Origin of the sequence: Streptomyces sp. A2-16, from assembly GCF_018128905.1 — a bacterium.
GTDB lineage: Bacteria > Actinomycetota > Actinomycetes > Streptomycetales > Streptomycetaceae > Streptomyces.
Genome location: NZ_CP063808.1, coordinates 4,693,784 through 4,709,951, shown reverse-complemented (window position 1 = coordinate 4,709,951; position 16,168 = coordinate 4,693,784). Strand labels below are relative to the sequence as shown.

Genomic DNA, 16,168 nt, shown 5'->3' with positions numbered 1-16,168 from the left:
GGTGCTACGGCCGCACTGTCACCGGGCTCTCCCTGACGTCACCCACGCTGACCGCACCGCCTGTGGCGATCGAACCGATCGCGGCGAGGGCGATGCCCAGCGCGGCCCGAGCGTCCTCGCCGGTCACCGACGGAGCACGCTTGTCCCGGACGCTGTCAGTGAACTCGGCCAGTTCGGCTACGTAGGCCGCGTGGAAGAGATCCTGGTCGTAGCTGACGCACTCAGCGGCAGCGCCGGCCGCACCGTAGGACGTGAGGTGGCTGCTGCGCAGGTCACCCAGGGTGAGCATGCCGGTCGAGCCCTTGACCTCACCGCGGACGTCATAGCCGTACACCGCCTGGAAGTTGGCCTCCGCCGTGGCGATGGCGCCGTTGTCGAAGCGGATCGTCACCACGGCCGTGTCGAGCAGTCCGTGGTCCTTGAAGTCGGGCCGGATCAGGGCGTCGGCCATGGCGAAGACCTCGACGGGCTCTGAGCCGGGGTTGAGGTAGCGCAGGACGTCGAAGTCGTGGATGAGCGTCTCCAGGAAGATCGTCCATGGCGGGATGCGCGACGGGTCGTGCAGTTCGGGGTCCCGGGTGAGGGAACGCAGCAGCTGCGGGACGCCGATGTCACCGGCGGTGATCTTCTCGTGGGCGGCGCGGAAGCCGACGTCGAAGCGGCGGTTGAAGCCCACCTGGAGCGCCACGCCCGCCTCATGCGCGGCGGTGACGGCGCGGTCGGCTTCGTCGAGGGTGACGGCCATCGGCTTCTCGCAGAAGACCGACTTGCCGGCGCGTGCTGCGGCCTCGACGAGTCCGGCGTGGGTGCGGGCGGGCGTGACGATCACGACCGCCTCGATCTCGGGGTCGTCGAGCAGGTCACCGATCTCCGTGTACGTCTTGCGGCAGCCGAGACGATCGGCCAGAGCCTTCGCGGCCCCGGGTGCGGGATCGGCGATGGCGGCCAGCCGTACCCCGGGGAGGCGGCGGGCCAGGGTCTCGGCGTGGAAGGAGCCCATGCGTCCGGCGCCGATGAGGCCGACCGCGAGGGACTGGGGGGAGGTCATGACACATACTCCGTGATCTACGTCGTGGCTTCGGTGGTGGCGGCTGCCGTGGTGCGCGGACGCGAGGGCGGGGCAGATGTCCCGCGGACGCTCCTGTCAGACGGTGAAGGCGGCCCGGAAGCGTTCCAGAGCGGCCTCGCTGTCGCTGGAGGCCCATGCCTCCATGGCGACGGTGCCGTCGTAGCCGATGTCTGCGAGGGTGCGGGCGATGGCCGGGTAGTTGATCTCTCCCGTGCCCGGTTCGCAGCGGCCCGGCACGTCCGCCACCTGGATCTCACCGATGAGTCCCGCGCCGTGGGCGCTGCGCACCAGCTCGATCAGATTCCCCTCGCCGATCTGGGCGTGGTACAGGTCCAGGTTCATGCGCAGACCGGGCCGGTTCACTGCGGCAACCAGCGCCAGGGTGTCGGCAGCCTTCGCGAAGGGCACCCCGGGGTGATCGACGGCGGTGTTGAGATTCTCCAGGGTGAAGATGACCCCGGCGTTCTCGCCGAGCTCGGCGATCCGGGTGAGTGTGCGGTGCGCGGCCATCCACATCGCGCCGTTCGGCTCCCCGGGTACCGGCACCACAGGCAGCCCCTGGCCGTCCAGACCGGTTCCGTGGAGGTTCAGGCGAGTGCAGCCCAGGTGCTCGGCCGCCTTGAGCGACTCCTCGGCCGTGCACAGCAGTTCGGCGGCGCCGTCGTCATCGGTGAGGCTGCCGCTCACGTACCCCGTCATCGAGACGATCTCGGCGGACGAGCGGGCGAGGGCATCGAGATCGTGCTTCGTCCAGTCCCAGATCTCGACCTGGAAGCCGGCCTCGTGGATACGCCGCGCCCGCTCCTCGACCGGAAGGTCGCGGAAGACCATCTCCGCACAGACCGCCAGTGCGTACATCGTGGTTCTCCTCATCTCCGGACGACCGGGAACTAGAACGTTCTATATTCTCTGACCAGTACGCCAGTCACCATGAGCCACTGTCAAGTGTCCGGTGGCCATGAAGCCTGTAACGTTCTAGGGTCCGTCTTCAAACGGATCTTGCCCAGAGCAGGAATGACGCAAGACTGACCGCTGCCTCGTAGGAGGTGGCGGTCTTGTCGTATCCGGTGGCGATTCCGCGGAAGTTCTTGAGTTGGTTGAAGCATCGCTCGACGATGTTGCGCCGCCGATAGATCCGCGGGTCGAATGCCGGTGGCCGACCTCCGCGCCGACCCCGGTTGTGGCGGTATCGCTGCTGGTCCGTCTTCTCCGGAATGGTGTGCGCGATGCCGTGTCTGCGCAGGTAGGCGCGGAAGCCGCGAGAGCTGTAGGCCTTGTCCGCGACGACCCGGTCGGGCCTGCAGCGTGGACGGACGAGGCCGGTGCGTGGGACGCGGATGCGTTCCAGGAGAGGACGCGCAGATGCTGTCGTGGCGTTGGCCGGGTGTCAGCAGAAGCGCAAGCGGGCGTCCCTTGCCGTCGCAGGCGAGGTGGATTTTGGTGGTCAGTCCCCCTCGGGATCGGCCGAGGGCGTGATCGTCCGGTTCGTCCGGCCGGTGGATCCCCCTTTTCGGCCGGTGGCGGCGTGCTGGTGGACGCGGACGATCGTGGAGTCGATCTGAACGAGCCAGTCGATGTCGCCGGCCGCGTCCGCATGGGCCTGGATCTGCTGAAGGGCCCGGGTGAACACACCGTCCAGGGCGTAGCGGCGGAAGCGGGTGTAGACCGTCTGCCACGGCCTGTAGGGTTCCGGCAAGTCGCGCCAGGAGATCCCGGTCCGGATCTTGTAGACCATCCAGTTGACGACCTGTCGGTCCTCCACACGCGGACGGCCCGTCGCGGCCCGCGGTATCAGCGGAGCGAGTAACTCCCACTCCTGATCAGCAGGTTCATGACGGCGTACCACCCCACGATGATCCACCATCCGATGATCTTTGAAGACGGACCCTAGGACGGTTGGTGGAGCAGTCCGACGTGCCTCGTTACCCGTCGACGGTGGCCGAGGCTGTCGACACGACCCTGACACCTGCTTCCCGCAGGGCCACACAGGTCGCGTCGTCTTCGGATGCATCGGTGATGATCACGTCCAGGTCCTCGGGACCGCAGATCTTCACCATGCCGGTTCCGGGAAGCTTGGTCTTGTCAGCCAAGAGCACCACCCTGTCGCTGGCGGCGATCATGGCGCGGCGGGCGGGCACCTCGGCCACCGTGGTGTCCATGACCTGGCCCCCAGGCCGGAGGCCGCAAGCACCCATGAAGAGCCAGTCGGCGTGAACCTGACGGAGGTTGTCCTCGGCCATGAAGCCGTCCATCATGCGTGACTCACGAATGACCATGCCCCCCAGCAGCATCAGGTCGACGTTCTCGTCAGCGATGAGTTCGTCATACACCGCAAGGTTGTTGGTGATCACGGTGATTCGGCGACCGCGCAGATGAAGTGCCAGCCGGTGGACCGTTGTGCCACTGTCGAGAATGACCGACTGGCCGTCCTCGACCATTGTGGCTGCCCGGGCGGCAATGGCGTCCTTCTCCGCCACCTGGACTTCGGCGGCCTCGTTGAAGGGCGGCTGATCGTCCTCGATGACTGCCCCGCCGTGGACGCGGGTGATCAGCCCGTCCGCCTCCAGCTTGAGGAGGTCCCGGCGGATGGTCGCCGCGCTGGCGTCAAGCTGCTCGGCAAGGTCGGCAACGGAGGCAGTACCGCCGGAACGCAGGGACCGCAGGATGAGTTGGTGTCGTTGTTCAGCCAGCACGCAACGGGACACTACACGCCGCCGCTGAGGCAATCTGCCTGCCTCCAGGCGCAGTTGAAGGCCAGGCATGCAGACCCAGCCGGCGCGGTCGGCGAGGACGGGGACGCCCTGGCCGCGTTGGTGCAGGCATGGGCAGTGCCCGCCAGGTCCAGGAGACGCGGCGCTCCCCGGCGCCGGAGCGGCCGTCACCCATCCCGGTGCGCGGGTCCAGATCCGTCACCTTCCGCCACCACGGCCGCCCGCACCCGCTGCTCCTCGCGAGCGGAGCCGACGTCCCGTTCCAGGGGTGTGCGGCTCACGGCCGTCGCGAGGTCCTCCAAGGCCCGCTTCTGCAGTTCCGCCTCGCGCCGCACCACCGGGCTCCGGTCCCCGGCGGCGCCCTCCCACGCGTGGAGTGCCTCCTCCACGCGCCCCCAGTCCGGATTCCTGTGCTCGCGCACGTCGTCTGCCGCCTGCGCGGTGTCCGCTTCCAGGGCCTCGGCGAACCGCTGCGCCTCGGGTACGAAAGAGCTGTCGGCCCGCGGGACATGGCTCTCCATGAGCATCGCCGCCCGGTCGAACCCCGCGAGCGCCTCCTGCGCATCCTCCGCCTCCCGCGACGTCAGACCTCTGGGGCGGACCGGTTCCTGCCTTGCCTGGTCGTAGGCCTTCTGCCAGGCGGCACGTGCCTCCCTGCTCGCCAGCAGGGCCCTGCGCATGGCAGCCCGATGCTCCCGGGTCGGTTCGGCGTAACTGCGGAGCACCGCGGCGGCGTAGCGGCCGTTGGCAGCGAGCCAGTCCGCAAGCCGGCCCGCCAGCTTGGGCGTCTCCCATGCGGGGAACACCACGTACGCCAGCATGGCCAGGGCCCCGCCGAGCAGGGTGAGCACCACCCGATCCGGGACCGTCTGCTGCCATGCCTGGCCACCCATGCCGAGCAGGAAGACGACGTACGCGGCAGTGAAGCACTGGGAGTACGCGTAGCCGGTACGGATCAGCGTGTACGACAGGCCGGCCGAGACCACCGCCAGCGCGCCGAACACATAGGTGTCCGGGCCCAGGGCCCGCACCATCCCGGTGGCGAGTGCGACGCCGACAAGGGTCCCGGCGAAACGGGCTACGGCCCGCGCGTACGTCCGGTGGAAGTCCGGCCGCATCACCATCACCGAGGCGACGGGCGCCCAGTAGCCGTGGCCCAGCGGGAGCCGGGAAGCGATCAGATAGCCGAGCGTGGCCACCGCCGCCAGGCGGACGGCGTGCCGGAACACGGGCGAGTCCCGCCGGAGCTCACGGCGGACCGCCCGGACGACGACCGGGACCAGCCGGAACATGGTCGGGCGCACCAGGAACTGGGTGCCCGCGGGGCCGCGCGGCGTGGGCGTGCTCCTGTGCGCGTCGCCGCAGTCGGCGATCTCCAACGCCTCGCCGAGCAGTTCCACGAGCCGCTCGGCGGCCTGCCGCGCGGGCCCCTCCAGCACCTCGTGCTCCTCGTCGACGCGCAGCACGTCCGCTCTCGCGGGCGGCACCTCGGCGGGAGTGCCGCGGCGGACCGTACGGGCGGCCGCATCCAGGACGTCGGCGGCCGCGTCGAGCAACTCCCGTGCGCGGTCCCGCCCGGGTCCCTCCGCCGGGGCGCCGACGTCGGGGTCGGCGAGCGCGGCGAGGACCGGCCGCAGGCGCTCGGCCAGGCCCCGGGGGCCGTGGAGGACGGGCGGACGGGTCCGGGCCTGTGACGGCGTCACGGCGGCCGCGTCCCGGGCCGTCATCAACGGCTCCAGGTCGAAGGGGGCGGTCGGGTCGTGCCGCAGCCGGCGGGCGTAGTCCGCCACGGCGGCCAGGGCGTCGGCGAGCGCGTCACGATGCGCCCCCCAACGGCGGATCGGGAACAGCAGGATCAGTACGGCCTGCACCACGCCCCCGAGCGCGATCACCCCGGCATGCTCCAGGGCTCGCCCGCCACTCGTGGGCAGGGTGATGGTCACCAGCATGCTGCCGACCGTCGTCGCCGCGACGATCCCAGCGGTCGATCCGAGAGCCCACGCCATCCCCGCGGCAAAGGCCCATACGGCCAGCAGGGGAAGGAACGTCACGAGTCGCCCCGCCGCCAGGTAGCCCACGAAGGTGCTGAGCGCCAGACCCGCGCCCGCGCCCAGCGCGATCACCTTGCGCGGACGCCAGGTGCGCTGGAAGGTGGCCCCACCCGCGGAATAGGCACCGAGGGCGGCGGACGCGGCGTACGCAGGGGAGACCAGCCACAGCGCCAACCCGACGACGATCGCCACCCCGGCGGCCGTGCGCAGTGCGAGCAGGGGCTCCAGCCGCGTCTCCTCGATCGTGAGCCCTGATCGCACGACCTCCCCGAAGGTCCGCAGCCATCTCACGGGTGCGAGCCTAGCCGGAATGCCCTGCCGGGTCGCGTCGGCCGCGGCTCCGCCCCCTGACGGCGCCGCGCTCGCCGGGCGCGTGCCCCCCGGGCCGCGACCTGAGCGATCGATGACCACACTCCAGCACCGCCTGGTCAGCCCGGCGGCCACGGCTCGATCGTTCGGGAGCCTGTTGCGCCGGGGGCGGTTCATTTCGTGGGCTGATCACCGTGGTCCTCGAGCGTGTGGCGACGTTCCTGTTCGCGCTTGGAGTAGGCGGCCGCCCGGATCGCGTCGTCGCTCTCCAAGCCTGATCCCAGCGCACCGCCCACCGTGGCGACCGAAGCGACGAACCAGGACAACGTCCAGTACTCCGAGGGGTGAAGCGGGGTTCGTGTCATGGAAGCGAACACTTGGTCGTTGAGGATGAACAGCGCCCACACCAAGTTGATGAGCATCAAGCCCACGTAGCAGACAAGCACGCCGATACCCACGGTCAGGACGGTCGAGGCGTTGTAGAGAGCCGCCCTCTGCTTCGCCTCCGGCGAGCTTTCCGGTGGTCGATGCCACAGGTTCGCGTCCACGATCAGCCAGCCGATCATGATCCCGACGGACCCGACGGTGGCGATCACGAGGCGTGGCGTGCTCAGGGACGCGGCCAGGTTCCAGACGGTGGAGTTCACGGTGGCTACTGCTCCCGTGGCGAGTGCGGCCGCCAGGGCTTTCGACAAGCCCGGCACCAACCGCCACGGCCGGTTGGCGCGGACCATACCGAGGAGCACCCGCAGATAACCGCGCGCGCCGCTGACGACGTACCGAAGATCGGCGGTCTCCGTCTCGCCGATCGGGCCCGGACGGACAGGCGCGAGGCGACTGACGAAGGGCGCCAGAAGCGGCTGACTGCGTGGAGGTCCTTCAGTCCCGGTGGTCTCGGGACCCGCCAATCCGAGCACGGCGGCTTCGACGGCCCGCCGGGCCCTCGTCTGCAGCCGCAAGCCCCCCAGCGAAGGAAGAGAGAGAAGGGCCAGGCCGTGTTCGTGACTGAGATCCACCACGAGCTTGCGTCCGTGCGAGTGCAGCGGAAGGTCGGTGAGGGCCACGACGATGTCCCAGTTCTCCGCACGTCCGCGGTCCACCATCCGGCGCATCAGGGTGGGCAGGTCCTCCGTCCCTGAGGTGAAGGGCTCACTGACCACCTCGACGTCGAACCGCCGTCCCTGGCCCGACTTTTCGGCGAGCCGATCAGGAAGTGTCCGGGCCATGCGCTGCGCGATCTCCGTCGGCGCGTCCGGATCCGCCAGGAGAGCCACGACCGTAACGCCCTGAGACGACACTCGCATGACTGGATCCTCCTCGCCGACTGCCCCCGGAACCGGGGTGCCCAGGATGCCCCCGGGGTAACGCCGACGCCACGTGACACGTCGGCCTCCGCCAGCAGGTGCAGGCGGTACGACAAGATCTCCTCGGCTTCCCGGAGCAGGGCCCGCTTCCACAACCTGGCGACGATCGCGTGCGCCACCGCGCATACCTGCTTCGAGGCAGAGCATTGCGTCCTGCCCGGCGTCAGGGCGGCTGGGAGGCGGGATGGTCCCCGCCGATCGGCCGGCCCTGGCTGCTGTTCACCAGCCTCTCCCGAGCCTTCCCCTGCGCCCTCGCCGCTCCCGCCACGCGGGGTTCACCTGGCTGACGACTCCCCCGCTCGTCCGAACTCCCCGGCCAGTCGGACGCCTGGACCTGGCAGGGCGACAGAGGCAGGCCTATTGGGCCCGACAGGCGCATGCGTTCGCGCACCCCCTCGGCCAAGCTTGGGAAGCCCAGGGGGCCGGGAGTCACCCCGGCGTCCGGAGCCGGAGGTTACCGTCATGACCGTGATGTCCATCGCCAGGTTCGAAAGGTTCTTCCGCGCGGCCGCGGGGCTGGACGTCGACAAGAACGATCTCAAGCGCTACAGCGACTTCGTCGACGCCAAGCTCTACGATCTGCTGACGGTCGCCCAGGCCACTGCCAAGGCCAATGGGCGCGACGTCATCCGGACCTGTGACCTGCCGATCACCAAAGGGCTGCAGGAGAGCATTCATCACTTCCGGAAGATCGACCAGGAAGTGGAACTCAAGCCGATCCTGGAGCAGATGGCCACCCACCCCGCTCTGGACCGCACGCCGGACGAAGAGACCGAGGCGGCCTATCCGGACATCATCGGCGGGCTCAGCCTGGCTCTTGCCCAGACCTTCAAGATCCTCCACCCAGACCTGAAGAACCCTCAGACCCAGCACTGGGACGAGGCCCGAGCCGTCTTCGACCTCCTGGTGTGAATGGCGATACCTCCGCCGGCACCGCGCCAGGCGATCCGGTCCCCTTTTGCAGCGCCGCGTCCACGTCGAACTCAGCTCTCTCCGAGTGGAAGAAGGCCGCTCCGGCGGGCTGAACGTATGGCTTACGGAGCGGTGGGGCGTGCCTCGGGCGACGGGCTTCAGGTCCTCGGCCGCAGTGGCGCCAGGAGCTGATGGGCCTCACCCACCGTGGTGTCGAACGAGGTCGTTCTGGGCGCCTCGCAGGCTCAGTCCGCGAGGTCGGCCTTGCCGAACAGGACGGCGTAACCGGAGGGGAGTTGGCTGATGATCTGGTTCAGTTCCCCGCCGGTGACAGCGTCGACGACGGTGGTCAGGACCGCGCTGGCGTCCCACTGCGCCGTGCGGGGCCGGGCATGGCTGCGCTCGGCGACCCGGCGGTAGAACTCTTCGATCCCGAAGCTCTGCGCCCGCTGGGGCGTGGCACGGTCCAGGACTTGTCCCAGCGGGTCGGGCAGCTGGGATGCAAGGTCCTTGACCTCTCCCGGGCTGATCCGTTGGGCCAGCACTTCCAGCACGACGTTGGTGACATCCGCGGCTTCCTCCTGGTCCTTGTATTCGCCGCGCTCGCGTACATGGGCGAGGAATCCGTCGTATTTCATCGCTGCCTCCTTGTGCCACGGTCACCGCTGACGAGGAACCGCGTGCCGTGTCTGCGCCGCTTTGAGGGGGTGTCGTCGCCGGGCCGGCCGTGGTGCCGGAGGTGTGCCTCCGGCACCACGGTGTTCGGGTCTCAGCCGCTGCTCTGGGTGCCTTCACCCGTTTCACTGATCTCGATGTGCCGGGGCTTTGTGACCTCGGCCTTCGGGACGTTGACGGTGAGCACTCCGTCCGAGATCCGCGCGTTGATCTTCTCGGTGTCGACCTCTCCGGGCAGCCGCAGCCGGTACTCGAAGGATCCGGTGCGGCGGGTGCTACGGCGCAGGACGCCTTTGCGTTCCTTCTCCTTGATCTCTCCGGTGACCACCAGCTCCTGGCCGTTCGCTTCGACGCTGATGTCCTTGCTCTTGACGCCGGGGAGTTCGATCTCGACGTGGAAGGCGTCGTCGGACTCCGTGACATCGGCCAGGGGTGTCCACACGACTGCGGGCGCCGCGCCTCCCACTGTGGATTCCATCAGCCCGCTCATTTCACTGAGCAGTTGGTCGAACTCCGTCAGCGGATTGCGTGCCCAGCCAAGGGGCCTGTCCTGCATGGCGCCACCGCGGTGACGCCGGACGGGCGTGGCCATGTACATCGCCTCCTTCTCTTTCTCGTGATGTCGTCGCCCGCTGGTCGTCATGCGAGCCAGGCGGACTGCTTCGGGCGGGTGTGCGGGGAGGTGTCGGTGCCGCCGGGCGCGGCCGTGTGGCCCAAGTAGCGGTGCACGAAGTGGATGCTCATCGCACCTTCGCCGACCGCGGAGGCCACGCGCTTCACCGAGCCGCTGCGGAGGTCGCCGGCTGCGAAGACGCCGGGCAGGCTGGTCTCCAACGTGAGGCAGTCGCGGCCCTGGCTCTGCCACAGTTCGGGAACGGAGCAGGCCTGCGCCTCCGCGCCGGTGAGCACGAAGCCGCGCGCGTCGAGGGCGAGCGAGCCGGACAGCCAATCGGTGTGCGGGTCGGCGCCGGTGAAGACGAACAGGGCCCGCACCTCGATGTGGCGGTGCTCGCCCGTGCGGTGGTCGACCACGGTGACCGCCTCGAGCGTCTTGTCGCCGAGTGCCTCGGTCACCTCGGTGTGCAGCAGCACGCGCACTCGGGGGTGGCGCTCGATCTGATCGATCAGGTAGCGGGACATGTGCGCCTCGAGGCTCGGACCACGGACGAGCAGATACACCTGCGGTGCGTACCCGGCAAGGAACAGCACCGCCTGACCCGCGGAGTTGCCGCCGCCTACCACCGCCAGCGGGTCGGTACGGCACTGCTGGGCCTCGTAGACGGTGGCCGAGTAGTGGACGCTGGTGCCCTCCAACGGCTCGATGCCGGGCACACGGAGGCGGCGGTAGCGGGCGCCGGTGGCCAGGACGACGGTACGGGCGGTGACCTCGGTGCCGTCGGCGAACCCGACGGCGTAGTGGCCGTCCCGCCGTTCGAGCCGGACCGCCTCTGCCGGGACGCTGATCCGGGCGCCGAATTTCTCTGCCTGGAGCACGGCGCGCTCGGTGAGTTCGGCGCCGGAGATACCGGAAGGGAAGCCGAGCAGATTCTCGATGCGGGACGACGTCCCGGCCTGGCCGCCGGTGGCCAGCGCCTCGACCACGGTCGTGCCGAGGCCCTCCGAGGCGGCGTTCACCGCGGCGGCGAGACCGGCCGGACCGGAGCCGACGATGAGGAGATCGCCCCGGCCGTCTCCCGGTTCCAGGGCCGACAGGCCGATGAACCGGGCCAGTTCGGCGTTGCTCGGATTGCGCAGCAGGGTGGTGTCCCGCCAGATCACCAGCGGCGTCTGCTCCGGACCGACCCCGAAACGGCGCAGCAGCGCCTCGGCCTCCTCGTCCGTCTCCAGATCGATCCAGCGGTGCGGCAGCCGGTTGCGGGCGGCGAACTCACGCAGCCGCCGGGTGTCGGGCGAGTAGCGCGAGCCGATGATGCGGAAACCGGCGCCCTGCCCGACGAGCAGAGCGCGGCGCCCCAGGCAGGCGCGCAGCACCACATCACCGAGGGAAGAGTCCCGGGTCACCAGGTCACGCAGCTGGTCCATGGACAGGGCGAGGATCTCACCGGGGTCCTTGACCACGGCGGTGTAGAAGGCCACCTGCCCGTTGAGGAGACCGAGTTCGCCGATGAAGCGGCCAGGTCCGTGCACACGCAGCAGGCGCTCGCCGGGCGTGCCGTAGCCCTCGACGACGGCGAGCGAACCACTGAGGACGACGTAGAACGTCTCGCACCGCTCCCCCTCCCGGATCAGCACGTCACCGGCGTCAACCGCCCTCCGGCGACCGTGCTGCGCCAGGCGAGCGATCTGGTCGTCCGTCAGGCGGGGATAGGCGCCGTAGATGTCAGGAGTCTCAAAGGGGACGCTCTCCTCCGCCTCGTCCCGCACGGGCGCTGTGCCGGGCCGCGTCTCGTCGCCGGCCATCACACGAACGCCTCGTGGACGTAGCACCACCGCCAGTCCTCGCCGGGCTGGAACGACTGCACGATCGGATGGGCGTCGGCAGCCGCGTGCTTGCGTGCGTGCCTGTTCGGTGAGGAGTCGCAGCAGCCGACGTGGCCGCAGGTCAGGCAGAGCCTGAGGTGGACCCACGGGGAGCCGAGCAGCAGACACTCCTGACACCCCTGTGGGGTCAGCGGCTGGACCGGCCGGACAAGCGCGAGGTGGGGGTCTGCGTGCAGGGTCATGTGGATCACCCTTCCCGGGCCGTGATCGACTGCTCCACCCATCGCCGAAGGGCAGGGGCAGGTGCGGCACCCGCCTGCCGGGCGATGGTCTGTCCCTTGTCGAGGACCAGCAGTGTCGGTACCGCCTGGACCTCGAACCGCTGTGCCAGGCGCGGGTTCTTGTCGATGTCGACCTTGACCAGCTTGATCGTTCCCGCGAGATCGGTGGCGACCTTCTCCAGCGCGGGGCTGACCATGCGGCAGGGGCCGCACCAGGTGGCCCACAGGTCGACGACGACGGGCACGGTGGCCTGCTCGACGACCTCGGTGAAGTCGTCGTCGCCCGCGTCGGCCAACCACGGCAGCGGCTGCTTGCAGTTGCCGCACCTGGGGCGGCCCTCGGCGGCCGCGGGCACCCGGTTGGTGCGCCCGCAGTGCGGGCAGGTGACGTTGGTGGCTTGCAGGGTGCTCATGCCGCCCTCGCTCCCTTCACGTCCTCGGGCTGGTCGTAGGTGACCACCAGTTCTCCGTGCTCGGCGTCGACGCGGACCGTCGCGCCGTCCTGGACGTCGCCGCGCAGCAGGGCGCGTCCGACGAGTGTCTCGACCTCGTGGGAGATGTAGCGCCGCAGCGGCCGTGCCCCGTACACCGGGTCGTAGCCCTGGTGGGCGATCAACTCACGGGCCGCGTCAGTGAGTTCGACAGTGATGCGGCGTTCGGCGAGGCGGCGGCGCAGTTCGTCGAACTGCAGCTCCACGATGCGCTCGATCTGCTGCTCGCCGAGCGGCTTGAACAGCACGATGTCGTCGACGCGGTTGAGGAACTCCGGGCGGAAGTGCCCGCGCAGCTCCCCCATCACCAGGGCACGGGCGTCCGGCTTGATCTCGCCCTCGGCGGTGGCGCCGTCGAGGAGGTGCTCGGAGCCGATGTTGGACGTCATGATGATCACGGTGTTGCGGAAGTCGACGGTGCGGCCCTGGGAGTCGGTGATGCGGCCGTCGTCGAGGATCTGCAGCAGGGTGTTGAAGACATCGGTGTGCGCCTTCTCGACCTCGTCGAACAGCACGACCGAGTACGGCTTGCGGCGCACGGCCTCGGTGAGCTGGCCGCCTTCCTCGTAGCCGACGTATCCGGGCGGTGCGCCCATGAGCCGGCTGACGGTGTGGCGCTCCTGGTACTCGCTCATGTCGAGGCGGACCATGTTCTCCTCGGAGTCGAACAGGGTCCGGGCGAGGGTCTTGGCCAGCTCGGTCTTCCCGACGCCGGTGGGGCCGAGGAAGATGAACGAGCCGATGGGGCGGCGAGGGTCGCGGATGCCGGAGCGGGCGCGGATGATGGCGTCGGTGACGAGCTTGACGGCCTCGTCCTGGCCGATGACGCGCTCGCGCAGGATGTCGTCGAGGCGCAGCAGTTTCTCGCGCTCGCCCTCCTGGAGTCGGGAGACGGGGATGCCGGTCCAGGCGGCGACGATCTCGGCGATCTCCTCCTCGGTGACGACCTCGCGCAGCAGCCGGTTCTGCCCCTGCTTGGCGGCCAGTTGCTCCTCCTCTGCCGCCAGTCGACGCTCCAGGTCCTGCAGGCGGCCGTAGCGGAGTTCGGCAGCGCGGTTGAGGTCGTAGACGCGTTCGGCCTCCTCCGCCTCGTGGCGGACCCGCTCCAGTTCCTGGCGCAGCTCCTGCACACGGCGGATCGCCTGCCGTTCGGCCTCCCACTGGGCGTGCTTTGCGTCGGCCTCGCCGCGCAGGTCGGCCAGTTCCCTGCGCAGCTCCTCCAGGCGGGCCTTGCTGGCGGGATCGGTCTCCTTGGACAGGGCCGCGTCCTCGATCTCCAGGCGGGTCACCCGGCGGGTGATCTCGTCGAGTTCGGCGGGCATGGAGTCGATCTCCGTACGCAACCGGGCACAGGCTTCGTCGACGAGGTCGATGGCCTTGTCGGGCAGGAAACGGTCGGTGATGTAGCGATGGGAGAGCGTCGCTGCCGCGACCAGTGAGGTGTCCTGGATCTTGACGCCGTGGAAGACCTCGAGGCGTTCGCGCAGTCCGCGCAGGATGGAGACGGTGTCCTCCACGCTGGGTTCGTCGACCACGACCTGCTGGAAGCGGCGTTCGAGGGCGGCGTCCTTCTCGATGTGCTTGCGGTACTCGTCGAGGGTGGTGGCGCCGATCATGTGGAGTTCGCCGCGGGCGAGCATGGGCTTGAGCATGTTGCCCGCGTCCATGGCCCCTTCGGCGGCGCCCGCGCCGACGACGGTGTGCAGTTCGTCGACGAAGAGCAGGATGCGCCCCTGGGCGGCCTTCACCTCGGACAGTACGGCCTTGAGGCGCTCCTCGAACTCGCCGCGGTACTTGGCACCGGCGACCAGGGAGCCCATGTCGAGGGCGAACACGATCTTGTCGCGCAGGCCCTCGGGCACGTCGCCGCGGACGATGCGCTGGGCAAGGCCCTCGACGATGGCGGTCTTGCCGACGCCGGGGTCGCCGATCAGGACGGGGTTGTTCTTGGTCTTGCGGCTGAGGATCTGGGTGACGCGGCGGATCTCGGCGTCACGGCCGATGACCGGGTCCAGCCGTCCGGACCGAGCCTCGAGGACCAGGTCGCGGCCGTACTTCTCCAGGGCTTCGTAGGCCACCTCAGGGTTGGCGGAGGTCACGCGCTGGTTGCCGCGGACCTGGGTGAGCGCGCCGAGGAAGGAGTCCTGGGTCACGCCGTGCTCCTTCAGCAGGCGCCCGGCGGCGGTCGCCGAGCCCTCCGCGGTCAGCGCCAGCAACAGGTGTTCCACGGACACGTACTCGTCCTTGAGGCGTTTGGCCTCCCGCTCTGCCGCGTCCAGCAGCCGGGCCAGGCGCTGGGTGACGAAGACCTGGCCCGGCGCAGCGCCCGGGCCGGTCACCTTGGGCCGGCGGGAGAGCTCCTCGCGTACGGCCGCGCGCAGCTTCTCGGGTTCGCTGCCCGCCTGCTGCAGCAGGCGCGGGATCAGGCCCTCCTCCTGGTCGAGGAGGGCGAGCAGCAGATGTTCGCCGTCGACCTCGGTGTGGCCCAGGCCGCCGGCGGTGCTCTGGGCCTCCTGCAGGGCTTCCTGTGACTTCTGGGTCAGGCGGTTCATGTCCATGGTGGTAGATCACTCCTCCTGCCTGCATGCCGCAGCGCGGCTTCGAGCAGGCTGATGCGGTCGAGCAGGTCGAGCACCAGACCGAGGGATGCGTAGTTCAGGCACAGCCCGGTGCGCAGCCGCTGGACGCGGGCCAGGGCGGCCGGGGCCGTGGGGGCGAACACCAGCCGTCCTGAGGCGTCGGTGTCGGCGTCGACCAGTCCGAGGGCGACGAACCGGCGGATCAGGTCGGGATGGAGCCCTGAGCGGTGGGCCACGGTCTCCAGGGAGAGCATGGGTACGGGCACGATCGCGTACTGCACGCCCACCTCGTGCGTGCGTGCGCGGGACGGGGGGGCCTCGGCCGGTCGGTCGCTCATCACGTCCTCCTGGGGTCGAACGAGGAGACAGCGGCAAGTTCCTCCAGCAGCTCGCGCTCCCGCTCGCTCAGCCGGGGCGGCACCATGATCCGCAGCTCCGCGTACAGGTCCCCGTTCACGTCGCGCGGGCCCGGCATGCCCTCGCCGCGCAGCCGCAGGCGCCGTCCGCTGGAGGACCCGGCGGGCACGGTCACCTTCGCCGAGGCACCGCTCGGTGTGGGCACCGGAACCGTCGCGCCCAGCGCGGCCTCCCAGGGGGTGACCGGAAGCTGCACGTACACGTCCCGGCCGTCGAGGCGGAACCGGGGGTGCGGCTCGATCCGCACCCGCAGATACAGATCCCCTGCGGAACCGTCGCCGCTGCCGCGGCCGCCCTCACCAGCCAGCCGGATGCGCCGTCCGTCGGTGACGCCGGGCGGCACCTCCACCTCGTAGCGCCGCTGCCCGTCGGGCCCGGCGAGGGTGACGGTGCGGCGGCCTCCGCGGTAGGCCTCCTCGACGGTGAGCGGCAGTTCGGCCTCCTGGTCGGCCCCGGGGACACGCATCCGTCCGGCGCCCCCGAAGAACGAGCCGAACAGGTCGTCGACGTCGACGCCTTCCGCGCCGAAGCCGCTGGTGGCGTACCGGCCCCGGGGGCCACCCCCGGTGGACCACCGGAAGCCGCTGCCGGCTCCCGCGCCGGCACCGGCACCGGCGCCAACCCGTTCCTCCCAGTCCTCCGGGATCTTCCGGAAGTCCTCGCCGAAGCGGTCGTAGCGGGTGCGCTGCTCCGGATCGGACAGGACGCTGAAGGCCTCGTTGATCTCCTTGAACCGCTCCTCCGCCTGGGGGTCCTTGTTGACGTCGGGGTGGTACCTGCGGGCCAGGGTGCGATAGGCCCGCTGGATCTCGTCCCGCTCGGCGGTGCGCGGAACGCCGAGCACCTCGTAGAAGTCGCGTGCCATGG

14 protein-coding genes and 1 pseudogene are annotated in these 16,168 nt (G+C 69.9%); 1 reads left to right on the top strand and 14 read right to left on the bottom strand.

All coding sequences use genetic code 11. From position 1 onward, the window contains the following. Positions 1 to 4: 4 nt before the first annotated feature. The 6 genes and pseudogenes from IOD14_RS21140 to IOD14_RS21115 all read right to left on the bottom strand — a co-directional run bounded on the left by IOD14_RS21140 (position 5) and on the right by IOD14_RS21115 (position 7,444). Positions 5 to 1,048: a Gfo/Idh/MocA family oxidoreductase gene (locus IOD14_RS21140; protein WP_212671141.1), complete on the bottom strand. Its 1,044-nt coding sequence runs from the start codon at positions 1,046 to 1,048 to the stop codon at positions 5 to 7. 96 nt (positions 1,049 to 1,144) lie between these two features. Further along, a complete protein-coding gene (locus IOD14_RS21135) occupies positions 1,145 to 1,927 on the bottom strand; it encodes a TIM barrel protein (protein WP_212671140.1) in 783 nt (260 codons plus the stop codon). Positions 1,928 to 2,057: 130 nt separating this feature from the next. Further along, a pseudogene (locus IOD14_RS21130) lies at positions 2,058 to 2,933 on the bottom strand (IS5 family transposase). A gap of 58 nt (positions 2,934 to 2,991) precedes the next feature. Then, positions 2,992 to 3,762, bottom strand: coding sequence for a DeoR/GlpR family DNA-binding transcription regulator (locus IOD14_RS21125; RefSeq protein ID WP_212671139.1), 771 nt, complete (start codon positions 3,760 to 3,762; stop codon positions 2,992 to 2,994). A 185-nt stretch (positions 3,763 to 3,947) separates the two neighbouring features. Then, positions 3,948 to 6,122 (bottom strand): FUSC family protein, encoded by a 2,175-nt coding sequence (locus tag IOD14_RS21120; protein ID WP_212671138.1) that lies wholly within the window; start codon positions 6,120 to 6,122, stop codon positions 3,948 to 3,950. A gap of 191 nt (positions 6,123 to 6,313) precedes the next feature. Continuing rightward, on the bottom strand, positions 6,314 to 7,444 hold the full coding sequence (locus IOD14_RS21115; RefSeq protein WP_212671137.1) for a hypothetical protein: 1,131 nt from the start codon (positions 7,442 to 7,444) through the stop codon (positions 6,314 to 6,316). 522 nt (positions 7,445 to 7,966) lie between these two features. On the opposite strand from IOD14_RS21115, the gene IOD14_RS21110 reads away from it, so the two are divergent. After that, positions 7,967 to 8,416, top strand: a complete 450-nt coding sequence (locus IOD14_RS21110; protein WP_123993028.1) for a DUF1931 family protein — start codon at positions 7,967 to 7,969, stop codon at positions 8,414 to 8,416. A gap of 245 nt (positions 8,417 to 8,661) precedes the next feature. On the opposite strand, the gene IOD14_RS21105 is transcribed toward IOD14_RS21110, so the two are convergent. The 8 genes from IOD14_RS21105 to IOD14_RS21070 form a co-directional block, all read right to left on the bottom strand. Continuing rightward, complete coding sequence (locus IOD14_RS21105; protein WP_212671136.1) at positions 8,662 to 9,054, bottom strand: DUF2267 domain-containing protein; 393 nt, start codon at positions 9,052 to 9,054, stop codon at positions 8,662 to 8,664. Positions 9,055 to 9,185: 131 nt separating this feature from the next. Next, the gene (locus tag IOD14_RS21100) at positions 9,186 to 9,683 is read right to left on the bottom strand and encodes an Hsp20/alpha crystallin family protein (RefSeq protein WP_174269345.1); all 498 of its coding nucleotides are present in this window, start codon (positions 9,681 to 9,683) and stop codon (positions 9,186 to 9,188) included. 47 nt (positions 9,684 to 9,730) lie between these two features. Beyond that, positions 9,731 to 11,512, bottom strand: coding sequence for an FAD-dependent oxidoreductase (locus IOD14_RS21095; RefSeq protein WP_212671135.1), 1,782 nt, complete (start codon positions 11,510 to 11,512; stop codon positions 9,731 to 9,733). After that, positions 11,512 to 11,775 (bottom strand): UBP-type zinc finger domain-containing protein, encoded by a 264-nt coding sequence (locus IOD14_RS21090; RefSeq protein ID WP_123993032.1) that lies wholly within the window; start codon positions 11,773 to 11,775, stop codon positions 11,512 to 11,514. The genes IOD14_RS21095 and IOD14_RS21090 overlap by 1 nt, the downstream gene beginning before the upstream one ends. A 5-nt stretch (positions 11,776 to 11,780) precedes the next feature. Beyond that, on the bottom strand, positions 11,781 to 12,227 hold the full coding sequence (gene trxA, locus IOD14_RS21085; protein WP_212671134.1) for a thioredoxin: 447 nt from the start codon (positions 12,225 to 12,227) through the stop codon (positions 11,781 to 11,783). Further along, positions 12,224 to 14,863: an ATP-dependent chaperone ClpB gene (gene clpB / locus IOD14_RS21080; protein ID WP_212671133.1), complete on the bottom strand. Its 2,640-nt coding sequence runs from the start codon at positions 14,861 to 14,863 to the stop codon at positions 12,224 to 12,226. Before clpB ends, trxA begins: the two co-directional genes overlap by 4 nt. Further along, the gene (locus tag IOD14_RS21075) at positions 14,854 to 15,222 is read right to left on the bottom strand and encodes a chaperone modulator CbpM (protein ID WP_174269346.1); all 369 of its coding nucleotides are present in this window, start codon (positions 15,220 to 15,222) and stop codon (positions 14,854 to 14,856) included. Before IOD14_RS21075 ends, clpB begins: the two co-directional genes overlap by 10 nt. Next, a complete protein-coding gene (locus tag IOD14_RS21070) occupies positions 15,222 to 16,166 on the bottom strand; it encodes a J domain-containing protein (protein WP_212671132.1) in 945 nt (314 codons plus the stop codon). The genes IOD14_RS21075 and IOD14_RS21070 overlap by 1 nt, the downstream gene beginning before the upstream one ends. Positions 16,167 to 16,168 lie beyond the last annotated feature (2 nt).

What these genes read in the sequence shown, in the direction of transcription:
- IOD14_RS21140 (WP_212671141.1), bottom strand. Translation starts at nt 1,048, where the DNA reads ATGACCTCCCCCCAGTCCCTCGCGGTCGGCCTCATCGGCGCCGGACGC.
- IOD14_RS21135 (WP_212671140.1), bottom strand. Translation starts at nt 1,927, where the DNA reads ATGTACGCACTGGCGGTCTGTGCGGAGATGGTCTTCCGCGACCTTCCG.
- IOD14_RS21115 (WP_212671137.1), bottom strand. Translation starts at nt 7,444, where the DNA reads ATGCGAGTGTCGTCTCAGGGCGTTACGGTCGTGGCTCTCCTGGCGGAT.
- IOD14_RS21110 (WP_123993028.1), top strand. Translation starts at nt 7,967, where the DNA reads ATGACCGTGATGTCCATCGCCAGGTTCGAAAGGTTCTTCCGCGCGGCC.
- IOD14_RS21105 (WP_212671136.1), bottom strand. Translation starts at nt 9,054, where the DNA reads ATGAAATACGACGGATTCCTCGCCCATGTACGCGAGCGCGGCGAATAC.
- IOD14_RS21100 (WP_174269345.1), bottom strand. Translation starts at nt 9,683, where the DNA reads ATGGCCACGCCCGTCCGGCGTCACCGCGGTGGCGCCATGCAGGACAGG.
- IOD14_RS21095 (WP_212671135.1), bottom strand. Translation starts at nt 11,512, where the DNA reads ATGGCCGGCGACGAGACGCGGCCCGGCACAGCGCCCGTGCGGGACGAG.
- IOD14_RS21090 (WP_123993032.1), bottom strand. Translation starts at nt 11,775, where the DNA reads ATGACCCTGCACGCAGACCCCCACCTCGCGCTTGTCCGGCCGGTCCAG.
- trxA (WP_212671134.1), bottom strand. Translation starts at nt 12,227, where the DNA reads ATGAGCACCCTGCAAGCCACCAACGTCACCTGCCCGCACTGCGGGCGC.
- clpB (WP_212671133.1), bottom strand. Translation starts at nt 14,863, where the DNA reads ATGGACATGAACCGCCTGACCCAGAAGTCACAGGAAGCCCTGCAGGAG.
- IOD14_RS21075 (WP_174269346.1), bottom strand. Translation starts at nt 15,222, where the DNA reads ATGAGCGACCGACCGGCCGAGGCCCCCCCGTCCCGCGCACGCACGCAC.
- IOD14_RS21070 (WP_212671132.1), bottom strand. Translation starts at nt 16,166, where the DNA reads ATGGCACGCGACTTCTACGAGGTGCTCGGCGTTCCGCGCACCGCCGAG.